Raw genomic sequence first — 24,097 nt, forward strand, 5'->3', positions numbered from 1 at the left:
ATTTATAGGAGATAACAAAAGAATATGAGAACTCTTGATACCCCAGTAAAACAGATTCGCCGAAAGATCTTCACCGAAGTGGCAAAACTTGGTTTTGAATCTACTGATGATACTCTGATCCATGATATTGAATCTATCCCGTATAATATCGTACAGGAACGGGCCCAGTACCGTGAGAGTATCTACCGTGAACGTGCAGTTGCCAGTGAGCGTGTAAGACTGGCCATGGGTCTTTCTCTTCGTCCAGAGAATAAAGCAGTTCATCTGACTGATGGAGTGGAAGCTTCCAATATTGATGAGAAATATTATGAACCGCCGCTTATGCAGGTTATCCCATCTGCCTGTTCTGCCTGTCCTCCTAATATGTATGAGGTAAGCAATATGTGCAGAGGATGTGTGGCTCATCCATGTATGCAGGCTTGTCCAAAGGGTGCAATCTCTATGGTAAACGGCAAATCTCATATTGATCAGACAAAATGCGTGAAATGCGGAAAATGCAAATCTGTCTGTCCATATGATGCTATTTCTCATAAAGAACGTCCGTGTGAACGAGCTTGTGGTGTAAAGGCAATTGGAAGTGATGAACTTGGCCGTGCACAGATTGATAATAAGAAATGTGTTTCCTGCGGTATGTGCATGGTAAGCTGTCCGTTTGGAGCTATTTCTGACAAGTCCCAGATTTTCCAGCTGGCTCATGCACTTCGTGAAGGAACTGAGATCATTGCAGAGATCGCACCTGCCTATATCAGCCAGTTTGGAGATGCGGTAACTCCGGGCAAATTCCATGCAGCACTGTCAGCACTTGGATTTACCAAAGTATATGAGGTTGCACTTGGTGCTGATATCGGTGCCATCAGCGAAGCTCATCATTATGCAAAGGAGGTTGCTACAGGTAATCTTCCATTTCTTCTCACTTCCTGCTGTCCTTCCTGGTCCATGCTTGCAAAGAAGCAGTTCCCGACCATGATCGATAATATCTCCCAGGAGCTGACTCCTATGGTCGCTACTGCAAGAAGTATTAAGAAAGAACATCCGAATGCACATGTTGTATTTATCGGACCATGTGCAGCCAAGAAACTGGAAGCTATGCGTAATTCTGTACGAAGTGATGTTGATTTTGTCATCACTTTTGAGGAATTATGGGGACTGTTTGATGCGAAAGGAATTGATCCGGCTGCTATGGAACCGTCATCCAGTCTGCATGATGCTACTGCTGCAGGCCGTGGATATGCAGTTGCAGGCGGTGTTGCTGGTGCAATCGAAGCATGCTTAAAGGAATATTATCCGGATATACCGGTACATATCGAACATGCGGAGAGTCTGGCAGAATGTAAGAAGATGCTGACTCTGGCAAAGGTTGGTAAGTTAAACGGATGTATGATAGAAGGTATGGCATGTCCTGGTGGATGTATGGGAGGTGCCGGAACCAATGCACCGTATGCAAAAGCTGCCAAAGCATTGAAAGGTTATCTGGCTTCTTCTACAGAGAAACTTCCGTCCAAAGAACTGGAAGAGATTGAATTAAACTAATATGAAACATAAGAAAGCTGTCCGTAAACTGATATTTTTTACGGGCAGCTTTCTTATTTATCATTTTATTTTTTGTAATATTAATCAGGAATGATGTGGCTCTTTATGTCCATGTTCCTCATGAAAATGTTTATACTTTTCTACGAACATCAACAGAAAACTGATTGTAAGGAATCCACAGGAAACCCAGATCATCCGGATTCCGAAGTGAATGGATAAGTTTCCGCCAATACCTGCACCTACTGCAAACATGAAGATGATTCCAAAGTAGTACATTGCCTGTTCCAGTTGTTTTGGCTTTTTCTCACGGAAATATCCGGATAAAGCTGCAGTACCGCTGCGCAGGTTTCCGATACACATGGTGCTTGCATAGGAATAGCCGTTTACCTTGCGGAAAGACTGTACCTGCATTGCACAGGCAAAGGATGCCATGGCATTTGCCAGCATATTGTATTCTGTTGGTATAAATCCTACTGAAAACAGGATCAGGATCTCTGCCAGCAGGATGCTCTGCCTCCAGTGCAGTTTTCTTGCATATTTGAAATTCGCCTGAACTTTTTCTGCTACCCATACACCAAATGCAAAAAAGACGATTGGAAAGAAATAACTCAGTCCTGCCATCAGCTCTCCTGCCATGAAATGCTGGCTCATAAGAACGACGTTTCCTGTCTGTGCATTACAGAATACTTCGTTTCTTGCATTATAGGTGTAGGCATCCTGAAACCCTCCCGACAGTGCCAGGAATGCACTGTTTAAAAAGGCTTCTGACATTTGTATCTCGTGTTGATTATGATCTTTCATGATTTTCCCCGTTTAAGTTTATTTGCTGTTATCATCTGTATAGATAGCTGCATTTATTCTTTTACCGTTTATTTATGTTATACGTTTATAGGTCAAATGTAAAAGATATAATTCATATTATCGCTTATATGATTTTTATATATTGGATACAATATATATAATCCAATATTCACCGGAACAGATAAAACACAGATGCTCTCTGATCCGGTTTATTTTCGTTATATAAAGGAACTTCCATACACTGTATATCGCTACAGCATATGGAAGTTATTTTTTTATGTATCTGCAGAATTATTTATCTCCGTGTTCTTTGAGATATTCTGCTTTTCCTTCTTCATAAAGGTTGTTGCCTTCACAGTCGATGATGACTACAAGCGGCATATCCTCTACATATAATTTACGAAGTGCTTCTGCTCCCAGATCTTCGTATGCGATCAGTTCTGCTTTCTTGATACATTTTGCAAGGAGTGCACCTGCACCGCCGATCGCTCCGAAGTATACACCGTCATATTTCTTCATGGCTTCTACTACTTCCGGAAGGCGGGCACCTTTTCCGATCATTCCTCTTGCTCCGACAGACATCATTGTCGGTGCATAGGCATCCATACGTCCGCTGGTTGTAGGGCCTGCAGAACCGATGACTGCGCCTGGTTTGGCCGGAGTCGGTCCTACATAATAGATAGTTGCATCTGTAGGGTCAAACGGGATTTTCTCACCTTTTGCAAGAGCTTCGCACATTCTCTTATGACCTGCATCACGGGATGTATAAATAGTACCTGTTAATAATACCTGATCACCTGCATGGAGAGTTCTTGCCAGCTCTCTGGTAAGTGGAAGTGTAATTTTCTTTCTTTCCATCTTAGATCACCTCCGATTTATGACGGGTTACATGACAGTTGATATTGACTGCACATGGCATACCTGCAATATGAGTCGGCATTGTTTCGATATTCAGGCCGATGGCGGTTGTCTTTCCGCCAAATCCCTGCGGTCCGATTCCAAGTTTGTTTACTTTCTCAAGCATTTCTTTCTCAAGGTCTGCATAGAATGGATCCGGGTTCTGAGTATCCAGCGGTCTCATCAGTGCTTTCTTTGCAAGAAGTGCACATTTGTCAAATGTTCCGCCGATACCGACACCGACTACCATTGGAGGACATGGGTTGGGGCCTGCTGTCTCTACTACTTCAAGGATGAAATCCTTGATTCCCTGTAATCCTGCGGATGGTTTGAACATACGGATCTGGCTCATGTTCTCGCTTCCGAAGCCTTTCGGGCCTACTGTGATCTTAACTTTGTCGCCAGGAACGATCTCTGTATAGATCATAGCCGGTGTGTTGTCGCCTGTGTTTCCACGGCGTACCGGATCTTTTACTACAGATTTTCTTAAATATCCTTTGTCATATCCGCGGCGTACGCCTTCATTGATCGCATCGGTGAGATCTCCGCCAACAAAATGTACATCCTGTCCGATTTCAAGGAATACGCATGCCATTCCTGTATCCTGGCAGATCGGCACATTCTCGTTATCTGCAATGTCAAAATTCTCGATAATGTTGTTAAGGATTCCCTTGGCGATCTCTCCGTCTTCGCATGCACGGCATGTTTTGATCGCACATTTTACGTCTTCCGGAAGATGTTCATTTGCTTCGATACAGAGTTTTTCGATGACATCTGTAAGTCTGCTTACTTCTACTTCACGCATTCTGGTAAGCTCCCTTCTTTATTTATGGATATGCCGCCATCCGGCAGCACGTCCCTTTTTCATTATATCAAAGCCTCCCGGTACCGACAATTCCCTATCATCGATACCGGAATATTTCTGTCAGCGCTGTTCGTGACGGGCGTATTTTGGAAGCAGTAATGGAGATACTTTATCAGTATGTACATCTGCTTTCTCCAGTTCGTCTGCATACTTGTAGATATGATCGAGGTTCATTTCGCCAAGTTCTACATTTTTGCATTTTGCAGCGGCTTTTTTACCGGCATTTCTTCCGAATACGATAACGTCCAGAAGAGAGTTACCCATCAGTCGGTTTCTTCCGTGGATTCCGCCTGCTGCTTCTCCTGCAACTAAGAGGTTCGGGATTTCTTTTGTGAATCCGTCTCCGTCAATCTCAAGACCACCGTTCTGGTAGTGAAGTGTCGGATAAATAACGATCGGAACTTTTCTCATGTCAATGCCGTAGTTCATGTACATACGGAACATAGCCGGGATTCTCTTTTCGATGGTTCCTTCGCCGCCGAGGATCTCGATCATCGGAGTATCAAGCCATACACCTTTGAGTCCGCCAGGAACTTCTACACCGCGGCCTTCTTCGCATTCACGGATAACACCGGAAGCATTTACGTCACGGGTTTCAAGCGGGTGGATGTAAGCTTCACCGTTTGCATTGACAAGCTGTGCGCCAACGGAACGAACTTTCTCTGTTACCAGAGCGCCCATGATCTGAGACGGATAGATTGCTCCTGTTGGATGATACTGGATAGAATCCTGATAAAGAAGGGAAGCACCGGCTCTGTATCCAAGTACAAGTCCGTCTGCAGTTGCGCCGTAATGGTTGGATGTCGGGAATCCCTGATAATGCATTCTTCCTGCACCGCCTGTTGCAATTACAACAGTTTTTGCTCTTGCAACGGAATAGTCTCCTGTTTCCATGTTGAGAAGAACTGCACCTGCAACCTGTCCTTTTTCATCTTTGAGAAGTTCAACGGCTGAAGTAAATTCAACGACCGGAATACCAAGGTTCAGAACTTCGTCTCTGATGGTACGCATGATCTCTGATCCGGAATAGTCTTTTGCAGCATGCATTCTTTTTCTGGAAGTACCGCCGCCGTGTGTTGTGACCATGGTTCCGTCTTCTGCTTTATCAAATTCAACGCCAAGGTCGTTGAGCCATTTGATGGCATCCGGAGCTTCCATTACCAGTCTCTTTACCAGTTCCGGTTTTGCTGCGAAGTGTCCGCCGCCGAAACAGTCCAGATAGTGCTGTACAGGAGAATCGTTCTCTTTGTCTGCTGCCTGGATACCGCCCTCTGCCATCATGGTGTTGGCATCACCGATACGAAGCTTTGTAACGATCATAACGTCCGCACCTGCGTTGTGAGCTTCAATGGCACAGGAAGAACCAGCTCCGCCGCCGCCGATGACAAGTACGTCTACATCGTAATCAATTTTTGTAAGGTCAATTTTTTCGTTGATCAGACGGCTGGTTGAATGGAGCATCTCTGCCAGTTCCAGAGGAGCTTTCTGTCCTTTGTTTGGTCCTACTTTGATCTCTGCAAATGCGTCTGGATTATAATCCGGATGGAATTTCTGAAGAAGAGCGTCTTTTTCATCTGCTGTCAGACGTCTTGGCTCTGTTGCCATACGCTCTGCTCTTGTAGCCTCTACCTTTTTGATGGATTCCATCATATTTTCTGGATATGGTGCATACATATTCTTACGCCCTCCTTATTTCTCAATGTCTCTGTTGTTATAAAGTTCCTGCATCTCTGTAATAGGTTTCTGCATGATCTGCTCGATCAGATCATCAAATTTACCTTCGTGGATTTCTTCCACACGGTTTTCCAGATGTTCGCTCTTAGGTGCAATATATTTACCAGTGAGACGTCTTGCCAGAAGACCTACCATCGGGTGAGAAATGCCGGCCGGGCATCTTACGGAACAGCATCCGCAGCTTACGCAGTCAAAAGATTCTTCTGCGCATTTTTCCAGTTCACCTCTCTGCGCATATGCAATGTACTGCATTACATTTAAGTCCTGAGTACATGCTTTTGTACAGGCATTACATCCGATACAGCTGTAGATTTCCGGATAAAGCTCCATCATTACCTGCTGGTTCGGCTGAAGTTCTTCTATATTATAGGTTCTCTTGTCTGTAGGGAAGAATGGGATGCTTGCTACATACATTCCTTCTTCTACCTTTGTCTGACAGGCAAGACAGGTTTTCAGTTCGTTCTGACCTTTGATTCTGTAGATGGTTGCACAGGCTCCGCAGAATCCGTGTCTGCATCCGCAGCCTCTCTTCAATGTATAACCGGCATATTCCATGGCAGTCATAATTGTAAGCTCTGCAGGTACACTGTATTTCTTACCGAAAAAATATACGTTTACCTTATTTTCCATGTTGAAGGTCCTTTCTTTATTGTTCATTGTCTGTATGCTTTTTTTATCTGAGATTGGAAGGGGACGCCAGGGGAATTGGGTCTCGCCCACGGCCCCGTCGTAACGCGCTGCCGAACTAATCGCCAACTACGACTAAGCCGCTCGGGAGAGCCCTCGCGCCTAAGTCTGCGTAGGCGCTGGATTTCGTCATCGCTAAAACCACTCCTTAAAAGGGCACTTAGGTCGAGACCCAATTCCCCTGGCTGTGCGCTGGCCAAATGATGATTCTGTAGCGCAATCAGGCTTTACCGCCATTAACGACAGTACCATATTTCATATGTAGAGTGGAAAATCAGGAGGGGACTCACCGCCCTCGCCCCAGCCAGCTTTTACAAAAAAATCACCCAAGCTCCATTACTGTCTCGTAAATCCATTACAGTAAAACCAGCGTCTCGCCCTACCGTCTTGAAATGCGTCCCTTATCAACCAATCAATATTCTGCAGGCAGTTCGTCGATTTCGTCGCAGCGGAATACGGGGCCGTCTTTGCAGACGTATTTGGATCCGATATTGCAGCGGCCGCATTTACCTACGCCACATTTCATACGAAGCTCCAGAGTTGTATAAACCTGTTCTCTGGAGAAGCCCAGTTCTTCCAGTCCTGCAAGAACGAATTTGATCATGATGGGCGGTCCGCAGACAAGTGCTGTTTTGTTTGTATCGAATCCGATCTCTTTTAAATAGGAAGGAACGAATCCAACATGTCCGTCCCAGCCTTCCTGTTCACGGTCGATTGTCAGATAAACATTGACTCCCTCTGCTTTCATCCAGACTTCCTGGATTTCTTTTAACTGTACCAGGTCATCTGCAGAACGGGAACCATAGAGGATATCTACTGTTCCATAGTCAGCACGATTGTCCAGTACATAGTTGATAACAGAACGAAGTGGTGCAAGTCCGATACCACCTGCGATAAACAGAAGGTTTTTACCTTTTAATTTATCTTCTACAGGGAAATGATTTCCGTATGGTCCGCGGACTGTGATCTCATCTCCCACCTGAAGGCTGTGGAGATAATCGGTCAGTGCACCGCACTTTTTGATACTGAATTCCTGATATTCTTTATTTGTAGGTGAAGAAGTAATGGAAAACATACCTTCACTGACGCCTGGTGCGCAGACCATTGCACACTGACCAGGCATATGTTCAAAAAGCTTTCCTCCTTCAGGAGCATTTACACGGAAGGTCTTAACGTCCGGTGTCTCCTGGCGGATATCTGTGATCACACCAACCTTTGGGATCAGTGTGTCTAATGTATAGTTTTTATGGCAGGTACATTCGCTCATTATTTTTCACCTCCCTGATTTTCAAAAGCTTTAATGACTTTTACGATATTTAAGGATGACGGGCATTTCTCAACACAACGACCACAGCCTACACAGGAGAACATTCCGTTATTGTTTACCGGATAGTAAACAAGCTTATGCATAAATCTCTGACGGAAACGCTGCATCTGGCTGTTACGGTTATTTCCGTGTGCCATCATGGTAAAGTCAGAGTACATACAGGAATCCCAGCAGCGGTAACGCTGTACCCCATGTCCTGTATCATAGTCTTTGATATCATAGCACTGGCAGGTAGGACACACGAATGTACAGGTACCACATGCCAGACATGGTTTGTAAAGTTCTTCCCATACAGGAGAGTTAAAACGATCCATGTAATCTTCCTGTCCCCATCCTTCCAGAGAAAGATTGGAATAAGGAAGTTTTTCTACGATGGCGCGGATCGCAGTTTTCTCTTCTTCTACCTTTGCTTCATCCGCATCGTTAAGAAGTTCTGCAACTGCCTTTGTAAGAGCTTCGCCCTTCTCTGTAAGAGGTTTCCAGTAAAGCTCGCCTTCGATCATCCATGCTGCAACATCTGCAACAGGATCTGCACAGTCAATGCCAAATACTTTACAGAAACAGCTCTCTTCCGGTTCATGACATGCAAGTGCAACGATGGTTCCATGCTCTCTTCTTGCTGCATAGAAGGTATCTACCGGATCACTTAAAAATACGTTATCCAGAACTTTTACACCCTGTACATCGCAGGCTTTCATACCGAATACAACAAAGTTTTTCTCCTGTAATGCCTGTGGTTCGATGGTAATGTTCTTTCCTTCTTTTTCGCAGGTATAAAGGTTTTCACTCTGTGGAAAGAAAGCATCTTTTGGTGACTTTACGGTTTTTAAGGTGTCAAGACAGACTTCTGCGTCCTGGCTCCATGCTCTGAAGTTTACCTGGTCACTGACTTTGACAGGTAAATATAAATCCTGATCTGCGGCAATTTTCCGGAATAATGCCTGCAGATTTTCTGCTGCTATCTTATACATACATTATCCCCTTTCTGCCACAATACTCGGCTCAACATCTTCAAATGTAAAGTTTGTAAGAGGTCCTTTGGAGGTTGTGTCCTCTCCTGCCTGATATTCTCCGTAGAAAGTATCAATATCTTTGATAAATTTACGGTTAAACAGGTGAAGAGGGATTCCCTGAGGACATACTCTGCTGCATTCACCGCAGTCTGTACATCTGCCTGCTACATGGAATGCACGGATGATATGGAACATCTTCTCTTCGAAAGAGTCCACGTTTGCTTTCTGCGCACTGTCAAACTTATTGCTGTCGAATACACATTTACGGCAGCTGCATGCAGGACAGACATTACGGCAGGCATTGCAGCGGATACATTTGCTTAACTGGCTCTGGAAGAATGCGAATTTCTCTTCCGGGCTCATTGCCTCGATCTTCTCAATTTCTGCAAAACGGTCTGCATCTTTGGTCTCTTTGGACTCGCCGATGAGTTCGTCATAAATTTTATGTTCTTTACCCTTACATACATGGCATCTCTCTAACATGGCATCTTTGTATGCACATGTTTTCTCACCATAGATGGTCTGAACAGTTAAGGTTTCAGCATCATCTGTGATCTCAGCGCCGGAAATACTTTCGATACCTTTGATTCCCTGTTTACGGATCTTCTCGATATCCAGTTTTCCTTTACATCCGACACCGATGATGTAAGCTTTCTCACGGTCTACACGATGCTCTTTGATCAGCTGGTTAAAACTGTATGTATCACATGGTTTTAAACAAACCAGTGTTTTGCCTTCCAGTTTGGAAGCTTCGATCATATATTTGCTAAGGTTTGCACCACAAAATCCATTATATACAAAATCTTTCAGAGATTCTTCTGTTTCAAAGTAAGCCGGTTCCGGATTATAAGGCAGATCTCCGGCTTTCCATCCCAGAACTCTTGCAACTGTGCCGTCAGCAAGAAGTTCTTTTGCACGATTTATCAGCTCCTGCATCTTAAATCCTCCAATCTTACGTTCTTACCAAGTGAATGGATCTTCTCTACAAACTCATTCATAGTCTGGGAGAATTTCACACCTTCAGCAGCGGAAACCCATTCTACTCGTGTTCTTCCGTTTTCCACACCGATGTAGTCCAGCATGGAGAAAAGAAGTGTCATACGTCTTCTTGCATAGTAGTTACCTGTGCTGTAATGACAGTCTCCAGGATGACATCCACACATGATCACACCGTCAGCACCTTTCTCAAAAGCGCGGAGGATGAACATTGGATTGACACGGCAGGAACATGGAACACGGATGATCTTTACATCAGCCGGATAGGAAAGACGGCTGCTTCCTGCAAGGTCTGCACCTGCATAACTGCACCAGTTACAGCAGAATGCCACAATCTTAGGTCTGAATTCTTCGTTTGTTTCTATCGACATATTGCATCTACCTCCGCGATAATCTGTCTGTTGGAAAAGCCCTGCAGATCCATAGCACCGGACGGGCAGGCTACTGTACATGCACCACAGCCCTGGCAAAGTGCTGTATTTACAACGGCTACTCTTCTTGTTTCACGGATACCGTGGTCATTTACTTCTTTATCCTCATAGGAAATTGCTCCATACGGGCAGACATTTGCACATGTAGAACATCCGTTACATAACAGTTCATCGGATTTTGCTGTACATGGGTTGGTTGTCAGTTTATCTTTTGCAAGAAGACCGATTGCCTTAACTGCTGCAGCACCGGCCTGTGCAACTGTCTCCGGAATATCCTTCGGTCCCTGGCATACACCGGAAAGGAAGATACCTGCTGTAGGAGATTCTACAGGACGAAGCTTTGCATGAGCTTCTGTGAGGAAGTTATTTGTGTCAATACTTGCTGTAAGCATGGTAGCGATCTTACGCACATCCGGATTTGGTTCAATGGCTGTTGCAAGAACGACCATATCTGCTTTCTTAAGGATCTGTTTATTATCAATCAGGTCAGATCCCTGTACAAGAAGGCTTCCGTCCGGCTGAGGAATAACTTTTCCTACCTGTCCTTTGATGTAGTTTACACCGTACTGCTCTACAGCTCTTCTGTAGAACTCATCAAAGTTCTTACCCGGTGTACGCACATCAATATAGAAGACTGTTACATTTGTATCCGGATATTTATCACGGATCAGCATTGCATGTTTTGCTGTGTACATACAGCAGATCTTGGAACAGTATGGCTTTCCTCTGTCATCGGAACATCTGCTTCCCACACACTGGATAAATACCAGCTCTTTCGGAGCCTTTCCGTCGGAAAGACGCTCTAAGTGTCCCTTTGTAGGACCTGCTGCATTCATAATACGTTCCAGTTCCAGAGATGTGATCACATCCTTGCTCTGGCTGTATGCATATTCATCGTATTTGTCAAGTTTGATGGTATCGAAACCTGTAGCAACTACAATGGCACCATATTTCTGTGTTACGATCTCATCCTGCTGATCGTATTCAATGGCTCCTGCCTGACATACCTTGGAACATACTCCACATTTTCCGGTTTTAAACTTGATACAGTTCTCACGGTCAATAACCGGAACATTTGGGATGGCCTGTGCAAACGGAGTGTAAATAGCAGTTCTGTTGTTTAATCCTCTGTTAAATTCATTAGGGATCTTCTTGGACGGACATTTTTCCTGACAGACACCGCAGCCTGTACATTTGTCCATATTTACACTTCTTGCTTTCTTTCTGATATCAACGGTGAAATCACCTACGAAACCGCTGACATGTTCTACTTCACTGTATGTATAGATATTGATCTTCTCATGTGCTGCCGCCTCAACCATCTTCGGTGTGAGGATACATGCAGAACAGTCAAGTGTAGGGAATGTTTTGTCAAGCTGTGACATTCTTCCACCGATACTTGGAGTTTTCTCTACAATATCTACTTCATATCCTGCATCTGCAATATCCAGAGCTGTCTGGATTCCGGCAATACCTCCGCCGATGATCAGGGCTCTCTTTGTAACACGGCTCTCTCCCGGCTGAAGAGGAGCATTTAAATTCACTTTTGCGATTGCTGCTCTGGCAAGGATCACAGCTTTCTTTGTAGCCTCTTCCATATCCTTGTGGATCCAGGAGCAGTGCTCACGGATATTTGCGATCTCCACCATGTATGGGTTCAGTCCGGCTCTTTCAGCTGCTTTTCTGAAAGTTGCCTCATGCATACGTGGAGAACAGGAACAGACAACAACACCTGTCAGATTCTTCTCTCTGATGGCTTCCTGAATCTTGGCCTGGCCTGCTTCTGAGCACATGTACTGGTAGTCTTCTGCATGGACCACACCCGGCTCTTTGGCAGCTAATTCAACAACTTTTTTTACATCTACCGTAGCGGCAATATTGCTTCCGCAATGACAGACAAATACACCAATTCTCTGCACTCTGACTTACCTCCTGTATCTTCTGAATGCACTTACCAGAAGCTGCTGTGGCAGTTCCGGATCAAGAAGTTCCGGGATCTCATCTGCTTTCAGATAATCTCCGCCTTTTTCACGTACAACTAACTGTCTTGCTGCATCAATGAGCTTTCCAGGTTTTACATCTCTTGGGCAACGCTCCACGCAGGCAAAGCAGGAAAGGCATTTCCAGAGAGATTTTGAATTGACAAGTGCTTCAATATCTTCGTTTACAACATAGGATACAAACTGATGTGGTTTGATATCCATTTCATTGAAGGATGGACAGGTAGCAGAACATTTTCCACATTTCATACATTTCAGCGGATTTGTTCCTGAGATTTCTTTAATTTTCTCTGCTGCTGAATGTTCGTTTCTCATTTCGCTACCTCCTCTTTTACTCCGAGGGCTTCTGCAAGGAGCTCTGTGAAATAATATACAGGCAGTTCGCTGGAAGCGTTTTTATTTAAATTATATTTACACAATGGACAGGCTGTGATCAGCATATCTGCGCCAAAGCCTTGGGCACTGTCTTCTATTTTCTGACACATGTTCTGGGACATTTCTTTTTCTTTCAGAGAAATGTAACCGCCGCAGCATTCATTTCTGTATGGATAGATCACCGGTTCTGCACCAAGTGCACGGATGAAATCTTCCATGATAGTTGGATTCTCCGGATCATCGAAAGCCATGATCTTGCCCGGACGTAATAAGAGACATCCGTAATAGGCTCCGATTTTCTTTCCTGTAAGCGGGTTTACTACCTTCTCTTTCAGCTTGTCGAAACCGACTTTGTCGCGAAGTACTTCCAGATAATGGAGCACTGTTGTCTCGCCTTCATAAGGCTCATCAAGCTGCATGTAATTATTTGCTCTGGTGCGGATATCCTCCACATTTTTCATATCATCATTGACACGTTTGATTACGTGATGACAGGCAGAGCAGATTGTTACCAGATCCTGGCCCTTTACTTTGGCCTGATTAAGAGCACGTACAGAAGAAAGCTTCGTAGCGATCTCGTCAGTTCCCAGAGGATAGACACCTCCGCAGCACTGCCAGTCTTCGATCTCTTCCAGTTCAAACCCAAGTGCTCTGGCGCTGGCTCTGGCATATTCGTCCAGATCTTTCGCCTTGTTTCTCAGGGTACAACCCGGATAATAACTGTACTTCATACTTAACATTATCCTTTCTTAGTTGTTCAGGTAAATAGTGATAATCATATGATCCTTTGTCTTTTTTTTAACGATATATAGACAAAAATATAAATCAAGTCTAATACAATTACTTTTTATATCTTTGTTGAGACATAGAAAATAAAAGAGTTTGCACACCCTTCCTCCGCATTAAAGGAGTGTATCAGCTCGATTTCCGAAAACATCATATCATATTGATAACAATTTAACAAGTATTTTTTTCTGATTTTTCTCTTTTTTTAACAATCTTTTGATTAGCTTTGACGAAATATAAGTCCAAAGGAAGCAGGATCTCCCACTTCCTTTTGAACTTTTATTTTTAAAGGTTAAGCTGAGCAATAATCTCTTTCAGTGCGTCTGCACTCTTCTGCAGCTGTTCAATCTCTGCTTTGTTCATTCTCATAGGAACTTTACCCTGTACGCCATTTGGTCCTACCAAAGTCAGGGTACTGAGGCAGACATCTTCGATTCCATATTCTCCATGCATCATAGTGGATACTGTGGAGATAGATTCTGAGGAAGATACAAGAAGGCTGCAGAGCTTACATACAGAAGAAGATACCGCATAGAAGGTTGCACCTTTCTTGGAAATAATCTGTCCGCCGGATTTCTGTACATATTGAAGCATAGCCTCTTTGTCCACAGGTTCAATGTCTTTGCCCAGTTTTTTCTCAGTTTCATAGTATTCATCTACACTTACGCCTGAAATATAGGCACCGGACCATGGGATAAAGGAAGTATCTCCATGTTCCCCGAATACATAGGCATGAATGTTACTCTGCGCAATCTGGAAATGCTCGGAAAGTCCGCAGCGCAGACGTGCTGAGTCGAGAATGGTACCGGAACCAAGGATCTGGTTTTCCGGAAGTCCTGAAATCTTTGTAAACACATAAGTCATAATATCAACAGGATTACTTACAATAAGATAAAGAGCATCCGGTGCTGCCTTTACAATCTCCGGTGTGATGGATTTAAGGATGTTTACATTTGTCTGTGTAAGCTCAAGCCTTGTCTGTCCAGGCTTACGCGCAATACCGGAGGTGATGATCACAATATCGGAATCCTTTGCATCTTCATAATCACCGGCAATAATGGAGATTGGATCTCTGAAGCAGGTTCCCTGAATGATATCAAGAACTTCGCCCTCTGCCTTCTGTTTGTTGATATCGATCAGAACAATCTCAGACGCGATATCCTGGCTTGATAAAGTGTACGCAATTGTAGACCCGACGCTGCCGGCACCAATGATAGTAATTTTACTGCCCATAACCTTAATACTCCTTTTTTCCTGATAAATTTTCAGCCATATCTTGATGATATTGTATCTAGATATGTACAATAGTGGTCTTGAAAATCATATCATATCGTCAATCATTTAACAAGTTATTTTTATTAAATAAAGTGTTAAGTTTTATTTTTATAGCTTTTTGATGACTTTTTTTCATTTTTTTCTTTTGTTTTGTTATGTTTTTCACAATTATTCGCAAACACTGGGGCAAAAAAACAGGGTTTGACTTTATTCTATTATCTATAAAGTCAAACCCTATTTCATATCTTCTGGTCTGCCATTGCAGCAAATTGCTCTTCCGGATGAGGACGTGAATAATAAAAGCCCTGAATCACATCACATGTCATCTCTTTCAGCAATTGAGCCTGTTCGGAGTTTTCAACACCTTCTGCAACCACCTTCATATCCAGTCCATGAGCAAGGGAAATTACCTGCTGCACCACCTTTTTTCCCTTTGGCTGTTCAATATAATCTATCAGCTTTTTATCAATCTTCAAAGTAGAAAAGGGCAGCTCATTCAAACTGGTGAGAGAAGAATATCCGGAGCCAAAATCATCCATATGTAAAAGGAATCCGGTTCTGACAAGTGCCTCTGTAATCCTCCTGATCCGGTCGCTATACAGGGCAGCAGTCTCCGTAAGCTCTATGGGTACACAGGAAAAAGGGATTTCTGCACCCTTCACAATCTCCACATAGCGCATCACCGTACCGCTGCGATGCAGACTTGCCCTGGACAGATTGACTGAGATCGGAATCAGCTCCTTTCCCTGCAGCATCCGTCTTCTCTGATAACAGCAGACTTGTCTGAATACATATTCATCCAGTTTTACGATCTGACCATTCCTTTCATACACAGGGATAAACTCTCCGGGAGATATGATTTCTCCATCCGGCTTCTGCCAGCGCACCAGTGCCTCCGCACCTACGATTTTTTCTGTTCCCACGCTGTACTTAGGCTGATAATAAACCACAAATTCCCTGTTTGCCACAGCACCCTCAAAATCACTTTCCAGCTGTCGGCTGCGTATCTGCTTTTCCCTCATCTCCGCAGTATAATAAGAGACATTACTTTCATAATTACCACGGATGTTTTTGATTGCCATAAAGCCACGACCGCAGATTGCAGATACAGGAAGTGTTTTATCAACGTGCATATAAACTCCATAATTAATGGTCACATTAGGAATGGGTGCATGATCTGCGATCTCTCTGATATACGTTTCTATTTTGTCCTTATCAATCTCCGGCTGCCCATAAACAAGACAGGCAAACTGATCACTTCCATATCTGGAAACCAGCCCATGCCGGATAAGCCCCTGATATGCCTTTGCCATATAGCACAGCAGTTTGTCCCCTGCAGTCGCTCCATAACTGCCGTTGATCAGCTTAAAATCCTTTACATCCGCAACCACAACATGAAAATCTTCCTCTTTTTTTAATTTGAACAGAGTTTTAGCATGATGAAAAAAGGCCTGTCTGGTATACAGACCAGTCAGCTCATCGTGTTCCACGGCAGCCAGAATCCGGGCAGATTCTCTCAGCTTGATCACACTGTTAATCCTTCCAAGTACAATCTGTGGATTATAGGGCTTAATCACAAAATCTACGGCTCCCAGCTCTAGGCATTTTAATTCTGTCTCCTGTCTGCTGCTGGCAGTCATGACGATCACCGGAATAGACGAAAGCAGTGAATCTCCCTGAATCCTTTCCAGGAATTCATATCCATCACATACGGGCATACATACATCCAGAAGGACTACTGACAGCTCCTGGTAATGCTCTGCCAGGCATCGCAAACCTTCTTCCCCGTCACAGGCTGTCAATACCTGATATCTGTCAGACAAAATTTCTGCAAGCATTTCTCTGTTTAACTGGTTATCCTCTACCACTAATACCTTACGCTTTGCATCATTGCTGACTTTTTTCAAGGTATCTTCTTTCATCTCTTTTCTCTGCCTGTGGTTATTCATTTTTTTCACATTTTCCCTTCTGTATGGTTTGGATAACTTACTCCCTCCGGAAGCGGATCCCATTCATTCAGGCCCAGGCTCTGCCGATATCTGGCCTGTTCCATGGTTAACTTTGGAAGATCATCTTTCAGATATTCCATCAGTTCATCAATTCCCTCTCTGGTCACATTGTTTACCAGAAAAATCCTCTCACAGCCTGAATTGATCAGCCACTGCTTCACCATAGGGATATTAGCATACGGAGAATCTATCTTGGTTATGATCCCGATCAGCGGTCTCTGGATAAAGGAATGGCTGCCGGAAGCAAAAAGATTAAAAGGCTCATCTGCTGCCTGCACAATTCCCACCACATCTGCTTCAAAGGAGAAACATGCCAGTCCCACGCTGAAGCGCTTGGACTCTGCATATTCTCCCGGTGAATCAATGGTATCATCATTGGTATTGGTATATTGCGTTTTTACATAGTGAAGCTCTTCCCCCTTCAGTGCCTGGGTAAGGGAAGTCTTCCCTGCCTCACTTCTTCCCATAAGAAAAATTTTCTTCATATATTATCTGTCACCTTATCCTGTATCAGCTTTTGTAAACCGGGCAGGTTTTAAAGCCCAGCACCTGGTCAAAAAATTTCACTACCTCTTCCACTGCTGTCTGTACTTCTGTCAGTCCGCCTGTCAATATCAGGGAACCGCAGAAACGATCCATAAAGCCGATCTGTACATCTGCACTTTTCATAGCCACATCAGCAGCTACCACAACAGCCTCCCAGGGTGTAAAGCGAATGATGCCTACTGCCTCGCCTGTGTGATCCTCTCCCTCATGGGTACCGATATGTAATCCCAGATTCTGATAAATACAGGAAGAAGAAGGACTGATCACATGAGCCATGCACACTTCCTTACCCGGAACCCGGACTCTGACCATGCGGAGTTTCTTCCCCTTAAGCTTTTCAAAATCTTCATGATAGATCTTTTCCAAAAGCTCCTTCGTTGTTATTCCAGCCATTCCAACACTTCCTATCTCTTGGTGATGTCACATACTACATAGCCCAGAGTATCCCGGAAATAATCCACGATCTCCGTCAGTGCAGACATTACGTCAGAAATCTCTCCTGTAATGATCAGTGTTCCGGTAAAACGGTCTGCAAAGCCAAGATATACATTTCCGCTCTTTACTGCAATATCAGATGCGATCACTGCTGATTCCGGAGGTGTCATATTCATAATTCCAATTGCAGAGGAACGATAGTCCAGCTGAGGGTTCAGACCCAATTTCTGATAGATGACAGGAGCCGGACCTCCCATTACATGTGCAAAAGTAATCTCCTTACCTGCTACTGTTTCCTGTACAATTCTTATCTGTTCGCCATGGTCATTTGCCATTTTAAATCTTCCTCACTTTCAAAGCATACTTTCACTTAGTACTCTAATCGTACTATTTTCCCCATTTTATGTCAAGTTAAAATCTACCAGTTTTGTGGTATTTTGTTACTTTTGGTTACCATTTATTGATGTTTGTTACTGTTTGCATGCTTCTATCCTGTGAGGTGTTTTGGAAAAAAATTTCCGGAGGCTCTTTCTCTGAGTCCTCCGGTTTTTCTTTGCTTATGTATTACAGCCCAACAGCTCCTGTCACATCACCATTGATCACATAATATGCTGCATTTTCTTCTGGTTTGATGTATATTTTAACATCCCTCAGATCTTTTTCTTTCTTGCCCATTTCTTCTGTCCAGATCTTCTTCACATTTTCCAGAACATCCTTTGCATAAACCTCTTTGCCAAGGAACTGTACATAAACTTCTGCGTTTACCTCTTTCTTTACAGTTCTTCTTGCTGCCGGTTTTTTCTCTGTTGCCGGCTTCTTTTCTGCTGCTGGTTTCTCAGTAGTTTTCTTTGCAGTTGTTCTGGTTTTTCTGACTGTAGTTTTTGCAGGAGCCTCTTTTACTTCGGTTGTCTGTACTGTAGATGTATCAGGTTCTGCTTTTTTTGCAGTTGTTTTTGGTGTCATATATATAGCCTCCTTACAAGGTAATCCAGCTGTGGACTCTGGAAATCCACAGCTTTCGATATCCTGTTACCGAAATAGAATACTACGTTTTCTGTTTTTTTGCAATAACTATATTCCCAGATTTTCCAAATCCTCCTGCATATATGCTTTTAACCGCTGTTTCAGAATTTCATTTTGTTCCAGACTCAGATTCTCATCCAGCTCCAGAATCTGCGCTGCCGTTTCACTGGCAGCCTTCAGAATATCCCCGTCCTGATAAATATCACCCAGTTTGAACTCCAGCAGACCACTCTGTCGGATCCCAAAGAAATCTCCCGGTCCCCTTAGCTTCAAATCTTCCTCTGCAATATAGAAACCATCATTGGATTTATTCAAAATTTCCAACCGTTTTGATGTTTCCTTTTCTTTATTTCCCTGCATAAAAATACAATAAGACTGATGTTCTCCTCTTCCCACACGGCCCCGAAGCTGATGAAGCTGTGCCAGGCCAAAACGCTCCGCATTCTCCACCATCATTACGGTTGCATTAGGGACATTCACTCCTACCTCAATAACTGTGGTGGATACTAAAATCTGGATTTCTCCTGCAGCAAAGGACTCCATAATCTTATTCTTTTCCCTGGAATGCATTTTCCCATGAAGAAAAGCAATTTTAATATCAGAAGGGAAAATCTGCTGAAGCTTTGCTGTATAATCCAGAACATTTTCCCCGTCCATTCCCTCACTTTCCTCCACCATTGGACAGATTACATATACCTGTCGTCCCTGGCGGATCTGCTGTTCCATAAAAGCATAGGCTTTTGGCCTGTAAGAAGTATCTACCACACAGTTTTTTACAGGCAGTCTCTGGGCAGGAAGCTCATCGATCACAGAAATATCCAGATCTCCATAAATAATAATTGCCAGAGTTCTGGGAATGGGTGTCGCACTCATAACCAGTACATTGGGAGGATTTCCCATGGTTGTCAGAGCCTCTCTCTGTTTCACCCCGAATCTGTGCTGTTCATCTGTGATCACCAGTGCCAGCTGGTTATATTGGACCTTTTCCTGGATCAGAGCATGGGTTCCAATTACAATATTTGCCTCTTTGGATGCAATCTGTGCATATTTTTCCCTTTTCTCCCTGGCTGTGTCCGATCCGGTAAGAAGCAAAGGATGGCAGAAATCAATTCCCTGTTCCTTCAGAAGCTTTTCCATAGCCTGAAAATGCTGTCTGGCAAGTACCTCTGTCGGTGCCATCAGCACCGCCTGGTAGCCATTTTCCGCAGTCATGATCATAGCCAGAAAAGCCAGGATTGTTTTGCCGCTTCCCACATCTCCCTGCACCAGCCTGGACATCAGCCCATGACCGCTCAGGTCTCTTTCAATCTCATGCCATACATTTTGCTGGGCTTTTGTCAAAGCATAAGGCAGATTTTCAATGATCTCCTCTGTAGTCCATACAGTATGCATGGGAAAAGTATTGACTGTACTCTCTGTTTTTTCTTTCAAAAGGCGTACTGCAAGAATAAACAGCAGAAACTCATCAAATACCAGCCTTCTCCTGGCCGCGATCAGCTCCTGCATATTTTTGGGGAAATGAATGGCAGACAATGCAAAATTGCAGTCTGCCAGATGATACCGTTCCCTGTACTCCTGGGAAAGATATTCCTGATGGAGATATCCGTCCTCCAAAGCCTGATGGAGCAGCTTCACAATGGTTTTATTGGACAGCCCTGATGTGAGGGCATAGATTGGCTGGAGACTGTGCAGAATCTCTTCGTAAGCTGCAGGGGTAAATATTTCCGGATGTTCCATCTGAAGCTTTCCCTGCTTGCGGGTAATCCTGCCCCTGAGAACAAATACACTTCCCTTTTTCAGAGTGGAACGTAAATAAGGCATATTAAACCAGGTAACAGGAAGCCTCCCTGTTTGATCTGCCACTGTGGTTGTTACCACCTGGAGATTACGTACCTTGTTAATATAGACACCCGTTGTAACGGTAGCTGTTATGGCAGCTACCGTAGATTCCTCCAGAGAACGAATCTCTGCCGGTGCTTCATAAATATCATAGGTACGGGGATAATAATGGATCAGGGAATCTGTGTCAATAATGCCCAGTCTGGCAAACAGGGCTTCCGTTTTCGGGCCTACACCTTTTAGTGTATGAAGTGGGGGCATCTGTTTATTCTACCGAAATCACGTAGTAATAAATAGGCTGGCCCCCTGCATTTACTTCTACGTCACAGTCAGGATAAAGCTCTTCCACTGCAGATGCAAGTTCTTCTGCCTCAGCCTGGTCAGTGTCCGCACCGTAGTAGATGCTGACTACTTCTGAGTCATCGTCCATCATAGCTGCAATGGTTTCCTTAGTTACCTCCAGTCTGTCCTTTCCAACTGCAAGGATTCCGGAATCGCCGATTCCCATAATGTCGCCTTCATGGATTTCCTTGTCATCAATACGTGTATCCCTGACAGCATAGGTGATCTGTCCGGTTTTTACCTGTGAAATCGCCTGGAGCATATTTTCAGTATTTTCAACGCTGTTTTTCTCCGGCACATAGCTGATCATTGCCGTGATTCCCTGAGGAATGGTTTTGGTAGGTACTACCACGATTTCCTTGTCTTCTGTCAGGTCACGGGCCTGGTTGGCTGCAAGAATAATATTTTTATTGTTTGGGAAGATGTAGATGGTCTTTGCATTTACTTTTGCAATGGCATTTAACATATCCTCTGTACTTGGGTTCATGGTCTGTCCACCCTCAATCAGGTAATCCACTCCCAGTTCCTTGAAGATTTCAGTCATTCCCTTTCCTACAGATACAGAGATAAAGCCTACCTCCTTAGGCGGCTGAGCTGCAATTGCTGCCTCCTCCTGCTTCTCCTGTTCTCTGGCCAGCTTCTGTGCATCTTTGATCAGCTTCTCCTGATGCTCCTCGCGCATATTATCAATCTTCATACGGGACAGTGCTCCAAAAGTAAGAGCCTTCTCAAAGGCAAGTCCCGGATGATTGGTGTGTACATGTACCTTTACAATCTCATCATCTGCCACCAGAACAATAGAGTCACCGATAGACATGAGGAATTTCTTGAATTCATGCTCTGTCTCCTCAGGCATTGGCTTATCCAGAAGAATAATGAACTCTGTGCAGTAACCGAATTTAATATCCTTCTCTGTCTGTGCATCGATTTTGGTCACTGCAGGACCCTTGGAACCACTGAACTGTGTATAATCCACTTCTTTGCCCAGATAACCGTCATAAGCTCCGTGGAAAACTTCTACCAGTCCCTGTCCGCCCGAGTCAACAACTCCTGCTTCTTTGAGAACCGGAAGCATCTCCGGTGTTCTGGCAAGAGTCTCCTCTGCATGAGCGATCACTGCCTGGAAAAAAGTATCCAGATCCTCTGCAGTCTCAGCAAGCTCCACAGCCTTGGCTGCAGCTTCCTTTGCCACTGTAAGGATAGTTCCCTCTTTCGGCTTCATTACTGCTTTGTAGGCAGTTTCCACGCCTTTCTCCATAGCTGCTGCAATGGCTGCCGCATCCAGATTTTCACTTTTCCGTACACTTTTGGTGAAGCCACGGAGAAGCTGTGAAAGAATTACACCGGAATTTCCGCGCGCTCCTCTAAGGGAACCGGAAGAAATGGCTTTTGCAAGAGTTTCCATATCTGTCTCACCCAGGGAGCCTACCTCTGCTGCAGCTGCCATAATTGTCATCGTCATATTTGTTCCTGTATCTCCGTCCGGTACCGGAAACACATTCAGTTCATTAATCCATTCTTTCTTCGCTTCCAGATTCTTGGCTCCTGCAAGAAACATTCTGGAAAGTACTCTGGCATCTATGGTTTTGTTATTCACCACAAGTTCCTCCTCTATCCTAATCAATTGCCCGTACACCTTCTACAAAAATGTCGATTTTTTCGATCTCCATTCCTGTAAAGGCCTCGACTTTATATTTTACATTGCTGACAAGATTGTCTGCAATTGTACTTATATTTACTCCATATGCTACAATTACATGGAAATTCAGGCGGATTTTATTGTCCTCTGTAATCTTAACACTGATACCATGTTTCAGGCTTTTTCTGCCTAAGAGCTTTACCAGTCCGTCCTTTACGCTGACTGCTGCCATACCCACGATACCAAAACACTCTACTGCCACACTTCCAGCATAGGTTGCAATTACATCTGTGTCAATTATGATCTGACCCAATCCGGAATCTATACGTCCATTCATATGGTTACCTCCAATGCTCTATATTGTTAGATAAGTGTATTATAACCTTTTTTTAGTGATTGCACAATGTTAAATTTCGTCTTCTCCCCTTTCATATAAAAGAATTTTTAGAATTTTCTTTTTTTTGCTTGCAAAAGAGTCATTCATCTGTTACAATGTAGACTGTTGAAAAAAAGCGTCAAGGAGGTGCTATCATGGCTAAATGTGCAATCTGTGAGAAAGCTGCTCATTTCGGAAACAATGTAAGTCATTCACATAGAAGATCCAATAAAATGTGGAAATCTAACGTCAAATCCGTTAAAATCAAAACTGCTGAAGGCGGAGCTAGAAAGACATATGTATGTACTTCTTGCTTAAGATCCGGTAAAGTAGAAAGAGCATAAATAACACCTGTACCCCTGTTCTGACAGGGGTATTTTTTTGTCTTTTTATGTGTTTGATTTAAGTCAAGCGGATATTCGCAATCCGCTTCGCTACTTGCTCATAACCGAATAACTGCTCCGCAGTTTATCAGAAGGAGCTTGCACTCCTCCTGATACAAGCAAGTCCCCACCCACTGCTTATTGCTTTTCGCAACCTCTGTAGGGGACTTACTTGATTCGGTTAAAAAGAAGGCTGCAGATTCCGCAGCCTTCTATAGTCTCTATAGTCCTTTGATTCTTCTGCAGTTTCCTGCATTTTTACTGACTCAGTGGCAGAACAGATGATATCCCAGGAGCAGAAAAGCTCCGGCTGTAACTACCAGAATCACATTCTCAGCAATAAGAAATCCTATAACCATCCCCAACCCAATAAAAAACAACATAAAGCCAATCAGCTTTTCCACTTTTTCTCTGCCTTTTCATTGGTTTGGTATAGTTTATGCTTCTTCCCCTTTTCCTGATGCAAAACGATCTACAAAATCAGGAACCATATCCAGAATCTTGGTAAGTCCATCCTGATTTTTTACATTTACCAGCTTGGTAGTACCATTCTGAATGACCAGAACTGCACAGGGAGTCATCTTACCGGTCATTCCGCCGCCGCCATTGTCCTTCTTGTCACCGGAAAAAGCACCGGCACCTACGCCAAAAGCCACATCAACCAACGGAAGAATAATGGTATCACCAATATGAATCGGTTCCCCTACCACAGTTTTTGCAGCAATAAAGCTGTCCATACCTTTGAACAATGAGTTTACAGTTTCTTTGAAATTATTCTCGTTTGCCAT

Annotated in this window: 25 protein-coding genes; 2 read left to right on the forward strand and 23 right to left on the reverse strand. The window is 43.8% G+C overall.

Features of this window, described 5'->3' with window-relative positions; translation table 11 throughout:
• Positions 1 to 24: 24 nt before the first annotated feature.
• Positions 25 to 1,530: a 4Fe-4S dicluster domain-containing protein gene (locus ACTNDS_RS12325; protein ID WP_441036045.1), complete on the forward strand. Its 1,506-nt coding sequence runs from the start codon at positions 25 to 27 to the stop codon at positions 1,528 to 1,530.
• An 84-nt stretch (positions 1,531 to 1,614) separates the two neighbouring features.
• On the opposite strand, the gene ACTNDS_RS12330 is transcribed toward ACTNDS_RS12325, so the two are convergent.
• The 21 genes from ACTNDS_RS12330 to ACTNDS_RS12430 all read right to left on the reverse strand — a co-directional run bounded on the left by ACTNDS_RS12330 (position 1,615) and on the right by ACTNDS_RS12430 (position 22,887).
• On the reverse strand, positions 1,615 to 2,301 hold the full coding sequence (locus ACTNDS_RS12330; RefSeq protein WP_291817915.1) for a YoaK family protein: 687 nt from the start codon (positions 2,299 to 2,301) through the stop codon (positions 1,615 to 1,617).
• A 321-nt stretch (positions 2,302 to 2,622) separates the two neighbouring features.
• The gene (locus ACTNDS_RS12335; RefSeq protein ID WP_291817912.1) at positions 2,623 to 3,189 is read right to left on the reverse strand and encodes a Fe-S-containing hydro-lyase; all 567 of its coding nucleotides are present in this window, start codon (positions 3,187 to 3,189) and stop codon (positions 2,623 to 2,625) included.
• A gap of 1 nt (position 3,190) precedes the next feature.
• A complete protein-coding gene (locus ACTNDS_RS12340; protein WP_441036048.1) occupies positions 3,191 to 4,033 on the reverse strand; it encodes a fumarate hydratase in 843 nt (280 codons plus the stop codon).
• Positions 4,034 to 4,153: 120 nt separating this feature from the next.
• Positions 4,154 to 5,767, reverse strand: a complete 1,614-nt coding sequence (locus tag ACTNDS_RS12345) for an FAD-dependent oxidoreductase (RefSeq protein ID WP_291817910.1) — start codon at positions 5,765 to 5,767, stop codon at positions 4,154 to 4,156.
• A 15-nt stretch (positions 5,768 to 5,782) separates the two neighbouring features.
• On the reverse strand, positions 5,783 to 6,457 hold the full coding sequence (locus ACTNDS_RS12350; RefSeq protein ID WP_019161512.1) for a 2Fe-2S iron-sulfur cluster-binding protein: 675 nt from the start codon (positions 6,455 to 6,457) through the stop codon (positions 5,783 to 5,785).
• A gap of 469 nt (positions 6,458 to 6,926) precedes the next feature.
• Positions 6,927 to 7,781: an FAD/NAD(P)-binding protein gene (locus ACTNDS_RS12355; RefSeq protein WP_055058020.1), complete on the reverse strand. Its 855-nt coding sequence runs from the start codon at positions 7,779 to 7,781 to the stop codon at positions 6,927 to 6,929.
• Positions 7,781 to 8,812 (reverse strand): 4Fe-4S dicluster domain-containing protein, encoded by a 1,032-nt coding sequence (locus tag ACTNDS_RS12360; RefSeq protein WP_441036050.1) that lies wholly within the window; start codon positions 8,810 to 8,812, stop codon positions 7,781 to 7,783. The genes ACTNDS_RS12355 and ACTNDS_RS12360 overlap by 1 nt, the downstream gene beginning before the upstream one ends.
• 3 nt (positions 8,813 to 8,815) lie before the next feature.
• Complete coding sequence (locus tag ACTNDS_RS12365) at positions 8,816 to 9,790, reverse strand: 4Fe-4S dicluster domain-containing protein (protein WP_291817819.1); 975 nt, start codon at positions 9,788 to 9,790, stop codon at positions 8,816 to 8,818.
• Positions 9,778 to 10,221, reverse strand: coding sequence for a hydrogenase iron-sulfur subunit (locus ACTNDS_RS12370; RefSeq protein WP_008703025.1), 444 nt, complete (start codon positions 10,219 to 10,221; stop codon positions 9,778 to 9,780). Before ACTNDS_RS12370 ends, ACTNDS_RS12365 begins: the two co-directional genes overlap by 13 nt.
• The gene (locus tag ACTNDS_RS12375) at positions 10,212 to 12,200 is read right to left on the reverse strand and encodes a CoB--CoM heterodisulfide reductase iron-sulfur subunit A family protein (protein WP_026649557.1); all 1,989 of its coding nucleotides are present in this window, start codon (positions 12,198 to 12,200) and stop codon (positions 10,212 to 10,214) included. The genes ACTNDS_RS12370 and ACTNDS_RS12375 overlap by 10 nt, the downstream gene beginning before the upstream one ends.
• A 6-nt stretch (positions 12,201 to 12,206) precedes the next feature.
• Entirely contained in the window at positions 12,207 to 12,596 is a 390-nt protein-coding gene (locus tag ACTNDS_RS12380) for a 4Fe-4S dicluster domain-containing protein (RefSeq protein ID WP_019161507.1), read from the reverse strand.
• Positions 12,593 to 13,387, reverse strand: a complete 795-nt coding sequence (locus ACTNDS_RS12385; RefSeq protein WP_441036053.1) for a CoB--CoM heterodisulfide reductase iron-sulfur subunit B family protein — start codon at positions 13,385 to 13,387, stop codon at positions 12,593 to 12,595. Before ACTNDS_RS12385 ends, ACTNDS_RS12380 begins: the two co-directional genes overlap by 4 nt.
• 340 nt (positions 13,388 to 13,727) lie before the next feature.
• Positions 13,728 to 14,675 carry an L-lactate dehydrogenase gene (locus tag ACTNDS_RS12390; protein ID WP_441036054.1) on the reverse strand — a complete coding sequence of 316 codons (948 nt, stop codon included), beginning with the start codon at positions 14,673 to 14,675 and terminating at the stop codon, positions 13,728 to 13,730.
• A gap of 281 nt (positions 14,676 to 14,956) precedes the next feature.
• On the reverse strand, positions 14,957 to 16,666 hold the full coding sequence (locus tag ACTNDS_RS12395; protein WP_441036090.1) for a two-component system response regulator: 1,710 nt from the start codon (positions 16,664 to 16,666) through the stop codon (positions 14,957 to 14,959).
• A gap of 5 nt (positions 16,667 to 16,671) precedes the next feature.
• The gene (locus ACTNDS_RS12400; protein ID WP_441036056.1) at positions 16,672 to 17,211 is read right to left on the reverse strand and encodes a EutP/PduV family microcompartment system protein; all 540 of its coding nucleotides are present in this window, start codon (positions 17,209 to 17,211) and stop codon (positions 16,672 to 16,674) included.
• A gap of 25 nt (positions 17,212 to 17,236) precedes the next feature.
• Positions 17,237 to 17,665 (reverse strand): BMC domain-containing protein, encoded by a 429-nt coding sequence (locus ACTNDS_RS12405; protein WP_173742535.1) that lies wholly within the window; start codon positions 17,663 to 17,665, stop codon positions 17,237 to 17,239.
• 11 nt (positions 17,666 to 17,676) lie between these two features.
• Complete coding sequence (locus ACTNDS_RS12410) at positions 17,677 to 18,042, reverse strand: BMC domain-containing protein (RefSeq protein WP_019161501.1); 366 nt, start codon at positions 18,040 to 18,042, stop codon at positions 17,677 to 17,679.
• 229 nt (positions 18,043 to 18,271) lie between these two features.
• Positions 18,272 to 18,670: a DUF6465 family protein gene (locus tag ACTNDS_RS12415; protein ID WP_441036058.1), complete on the reverse strand. Its 399-nt coding sequence runs from the start codon at positions 18,668 to 18,670 to the stop codon at positions 18,272 to 18,274.
• Positions 18,671 to 18,778: 108 nt separating this feature from the next.
• Positions 18,779 to 20,830, reverse strand: coding sequence for an ATP-dependent DNA helicase RecG (gene recG / locus ACTNDS_RS12420; RefSeq protein ID WP_441036060.1), 2,052 nt, complete (start codon positions 20,828 to 20,830; stop codon positions 18,779 to 18,781).
• A 4-nt stretch (positions 20,831 to 20,834) separates the two neighbouring features.
• Positions 20,835 to 22,508 (reverse strand): DAK2 domain-containing protein, encoded by a 1,674-nt coding sequence (locus ACTNDS_RS12425; protein WP_441036092.1) that lies wholly within the window; start codon positions 22,506 to 22,508, stop codon positions 20,835 to 20,837.
• A 19-nt stretch (positions 22,509 to 22,527) separates the two neighbouring features.
• Positions 22,528 to 22,887, reverse strand: a complete 360-nt coding sequence (locus ACTNDS_RS12430; RefSeq protein WP_019161497.1) for an Asp23/Gls24 family envelope stress response protein — start codon at positions 22,885 to 22,887, stop codon at positions 22,528 to 22,530.
• 194 nt (positions 22,888 to 23,081) lie between these two features.
• Between ACTNDS_RS12430 and rpmB the strand changes: the two genes are divergently transcribed.
• Positions 23,082 to 23,270 (forward strand): 50S ribosomal protein L28, encoded by a 189-nt coding sequence (gene rpmB / locus ACTNDS_RS12435; protein ID WP_019161496.1) that lies wholly within the window; start codon positions 23,082 to 23,084, stop codon positions 23,268 to 23,270.
• 305 nt (positions 23,271 to 23,575) lie between these two features.
• Here the strand turns inward: rpmB and ACTNDS_RS12440 are convergent, their stop codons facing one another.
• Both ACTNDS_RS12440 and ACTNDS_RS12445 read right to left on the reverse strand, forming a co-directional pair.
• A complete protein-coding gene (locus ACTNDS_RS12440; RefSeq protein WP_019161495.1) occupies positions 23,576 to 23,713 on the reverse strand; it encodes a hypothetical protein in 138 nt (45 codons plus the stop codon).
• Positions 23,714 to 23,746: 33 nt separating this feature from the next.
• Positions 23,747 to 24,097 (reverse strand): GerW family sporulation protein, encoded by a 351-nt coding sequence (locus ACTNDS_RS12445; protein WP_019161494.1) that lies wholly within the window; start codon positions 24,095 to 24,097, stop codon positions 23,747 to 23,749.

The organism is Blautia sp. HCP3S3_C12, from assembly GCF_052064155.1.
Lineage (GTDB): Bacteria > Bacillota > Clostridia > Lachnospirales > Lachnospiraceae > Blautia_A.

What these genes read in the sequence shown, in the direction of transcription:
- ACTNDS_RS12360 (WP_441036050.1), bottom strand. Translation starts at nt 8,812, where the DNA reads ATGTATAAGATAGCAGCAGAAAATCTGCAGGCATTATTCCGGAAAATT.
- ACTNDS_RS12340 (WP_441036048.1), bottom strand. Translation starts at nt 4,033, where the DNA reads ATGCGTGAAGTAGAAGTAAGCAGACTTACAGATGTCATCGAAAAACTC.
- ACTNDS_RS12400 (WP_441036056.1), bottom strand. Translation starts at nt 17,211, where the DNA reads ATGAAGAAAATTTTTCTTATGGGAAGAAGTGAGGCAGGGAAGACTTCC.
- ACTNDS_RS12335 (WP_291817912.1), bottom strand. Translation starts at nt 3,189, where the DNA reads ATGGAAAGAAAGAAAATTACACTTCCACTTACCAGAGAGCTGGCAAGA.
- ACTNDS_RS12385 (WP_441036053.1), bottom strand. Translation starts at nt 13,387, where the DNA reads ATGAAGTACAGTTATTATCCGGGTTGTACCCTGAGAAACAAGGCGAAA.
- ACTNDS_RS12415 (WP_441036058.1), bottom strand. Translation starts at nt 18,670, where the DNA reads ATGACACCAAAAACAACTGCAAAAAAAGCAGAACCTGATACATCTACA.
- ACTNDS_RS12345 (WP_291817910.1), bottom strand. Translation starts at nt 5,767, where the DNA reads ATGTATGCACCATATCCAGAAAATATGATGGAATCCATCAAAAAGGTA.
- ACTNDS_RS12405 (WP_173742535.1), bottom strand. Translation starts at nt 17,665, where the DNA reads ATGGCTGGAATAACAACGAAGGAGCTTTTGGAAAAGATCTATCATGAA.
- ACTNDS_RS12390 (WP_441036054.1), bottom strand. Translation starts at nt 14,675, where the DNA reads ATGGGCAGTAAAATTACTATCATTGGTGCCGGCAGCGTCGGGTCTACA.
- ACTNDS_RS12370 (WP_008703025.1), bottom strand. Translation starts at nt 10,221, where the DNA reads ATGTCGATAGAAACAAACGAAGAATTCAGACCTAAGATTGTGGCATTC.
- ACTNDS_RS12365 (WP_291817819.1), bottom strand. Translation starts at nt 9,790, where the DNA reads ATGCAGGAGCTGATAAATCGTGCAAAAGAACTTCTTGCTGACGGCACA.
- ACTNDS_RS12380 (WP_019161507.1), bottom strand. Translation starts at nt 12,596, where the DNA reads ATGAGAAACGAACATTCAGCAGCAGAGAAAATTAAAGAAATCTCAGGA.
- ACTNDS_RS12325 (WP_441036045.1), top strand. Translation starts at nt 25, where the DNA reads ATGAGAACTCTTGATACCCCAGTAAAACAGATTCGCCGAAAGATCTTC.
- ACTNDS_RS12410 (WP_019161501.1), bottom strand. Translation starts at nt 18,042, where the DNA reads ATGGCAAATGACCATGGCGAACAGATAAGAATTGTACAGGAAACAGTA.
- ACTNDS_RS12445 (WP_019161494.1), bottom strand. Translation starts at nt 24,097, where the DNA reads ATGGCAAACGAGAATAATTTCAAAGAAACTGTAAACTCATTGTTCAAA.
- ACTNDS_RS12330 (WP_291817915.1), bottom strand. Translation starts at nt 2,301, where the DNA reads ATGTCAGAAGCCTTTTTAAACAGTGCATTCCTGGCACTGTCGGGAGGG.
- recG (WP_441036060.1), bottom strand. Translation starts at nt 20,830, where the DNA reads ATGCCCCCACTTCATACACTAAAAGGTGTAGGCCCGAAAACGGAAGCC.
- ACTNDS_RS12350 (WP_019161512.1), bottom strand. Translation starts at nt 6,457, where the DNA reads ATGGAAAATAAGGTAAACGTATATTTTTTCGGTAAGAAATACAGTGTA.
- ACTNDS_RS12430 (WP_019161497.1), bottom strand. Translation starts at nt 22,887, where the DNA reads ATGAATGGACGTATAGATTCCGGATTGGGTCAGATCATAATTGACACA.
- rpmB (WP_019161496.1), top strand. Translation starts at nt 23,082, where the DNA reads ATGGCTAAATGTGCAATCTGTGAGAAAGCTGCTCATTTCGGAAACAAT.
- ACTNDS_RS12395 (WP_441036090.1), bottom strand. Translation starts at nt 16,666, where the DNA reads ATGAATAACCACAGGCAGAGAAAAGAGATGAAAGAAGATACCTTGAAA.
- ACTNDS_RS12355 (WP_055058020.1), bottom strand. Translation starts at nt 7,781, where the DNA reads ATGAGCGAATGTACCTGCCATAAAAACTATACATTAGACACACTGATC.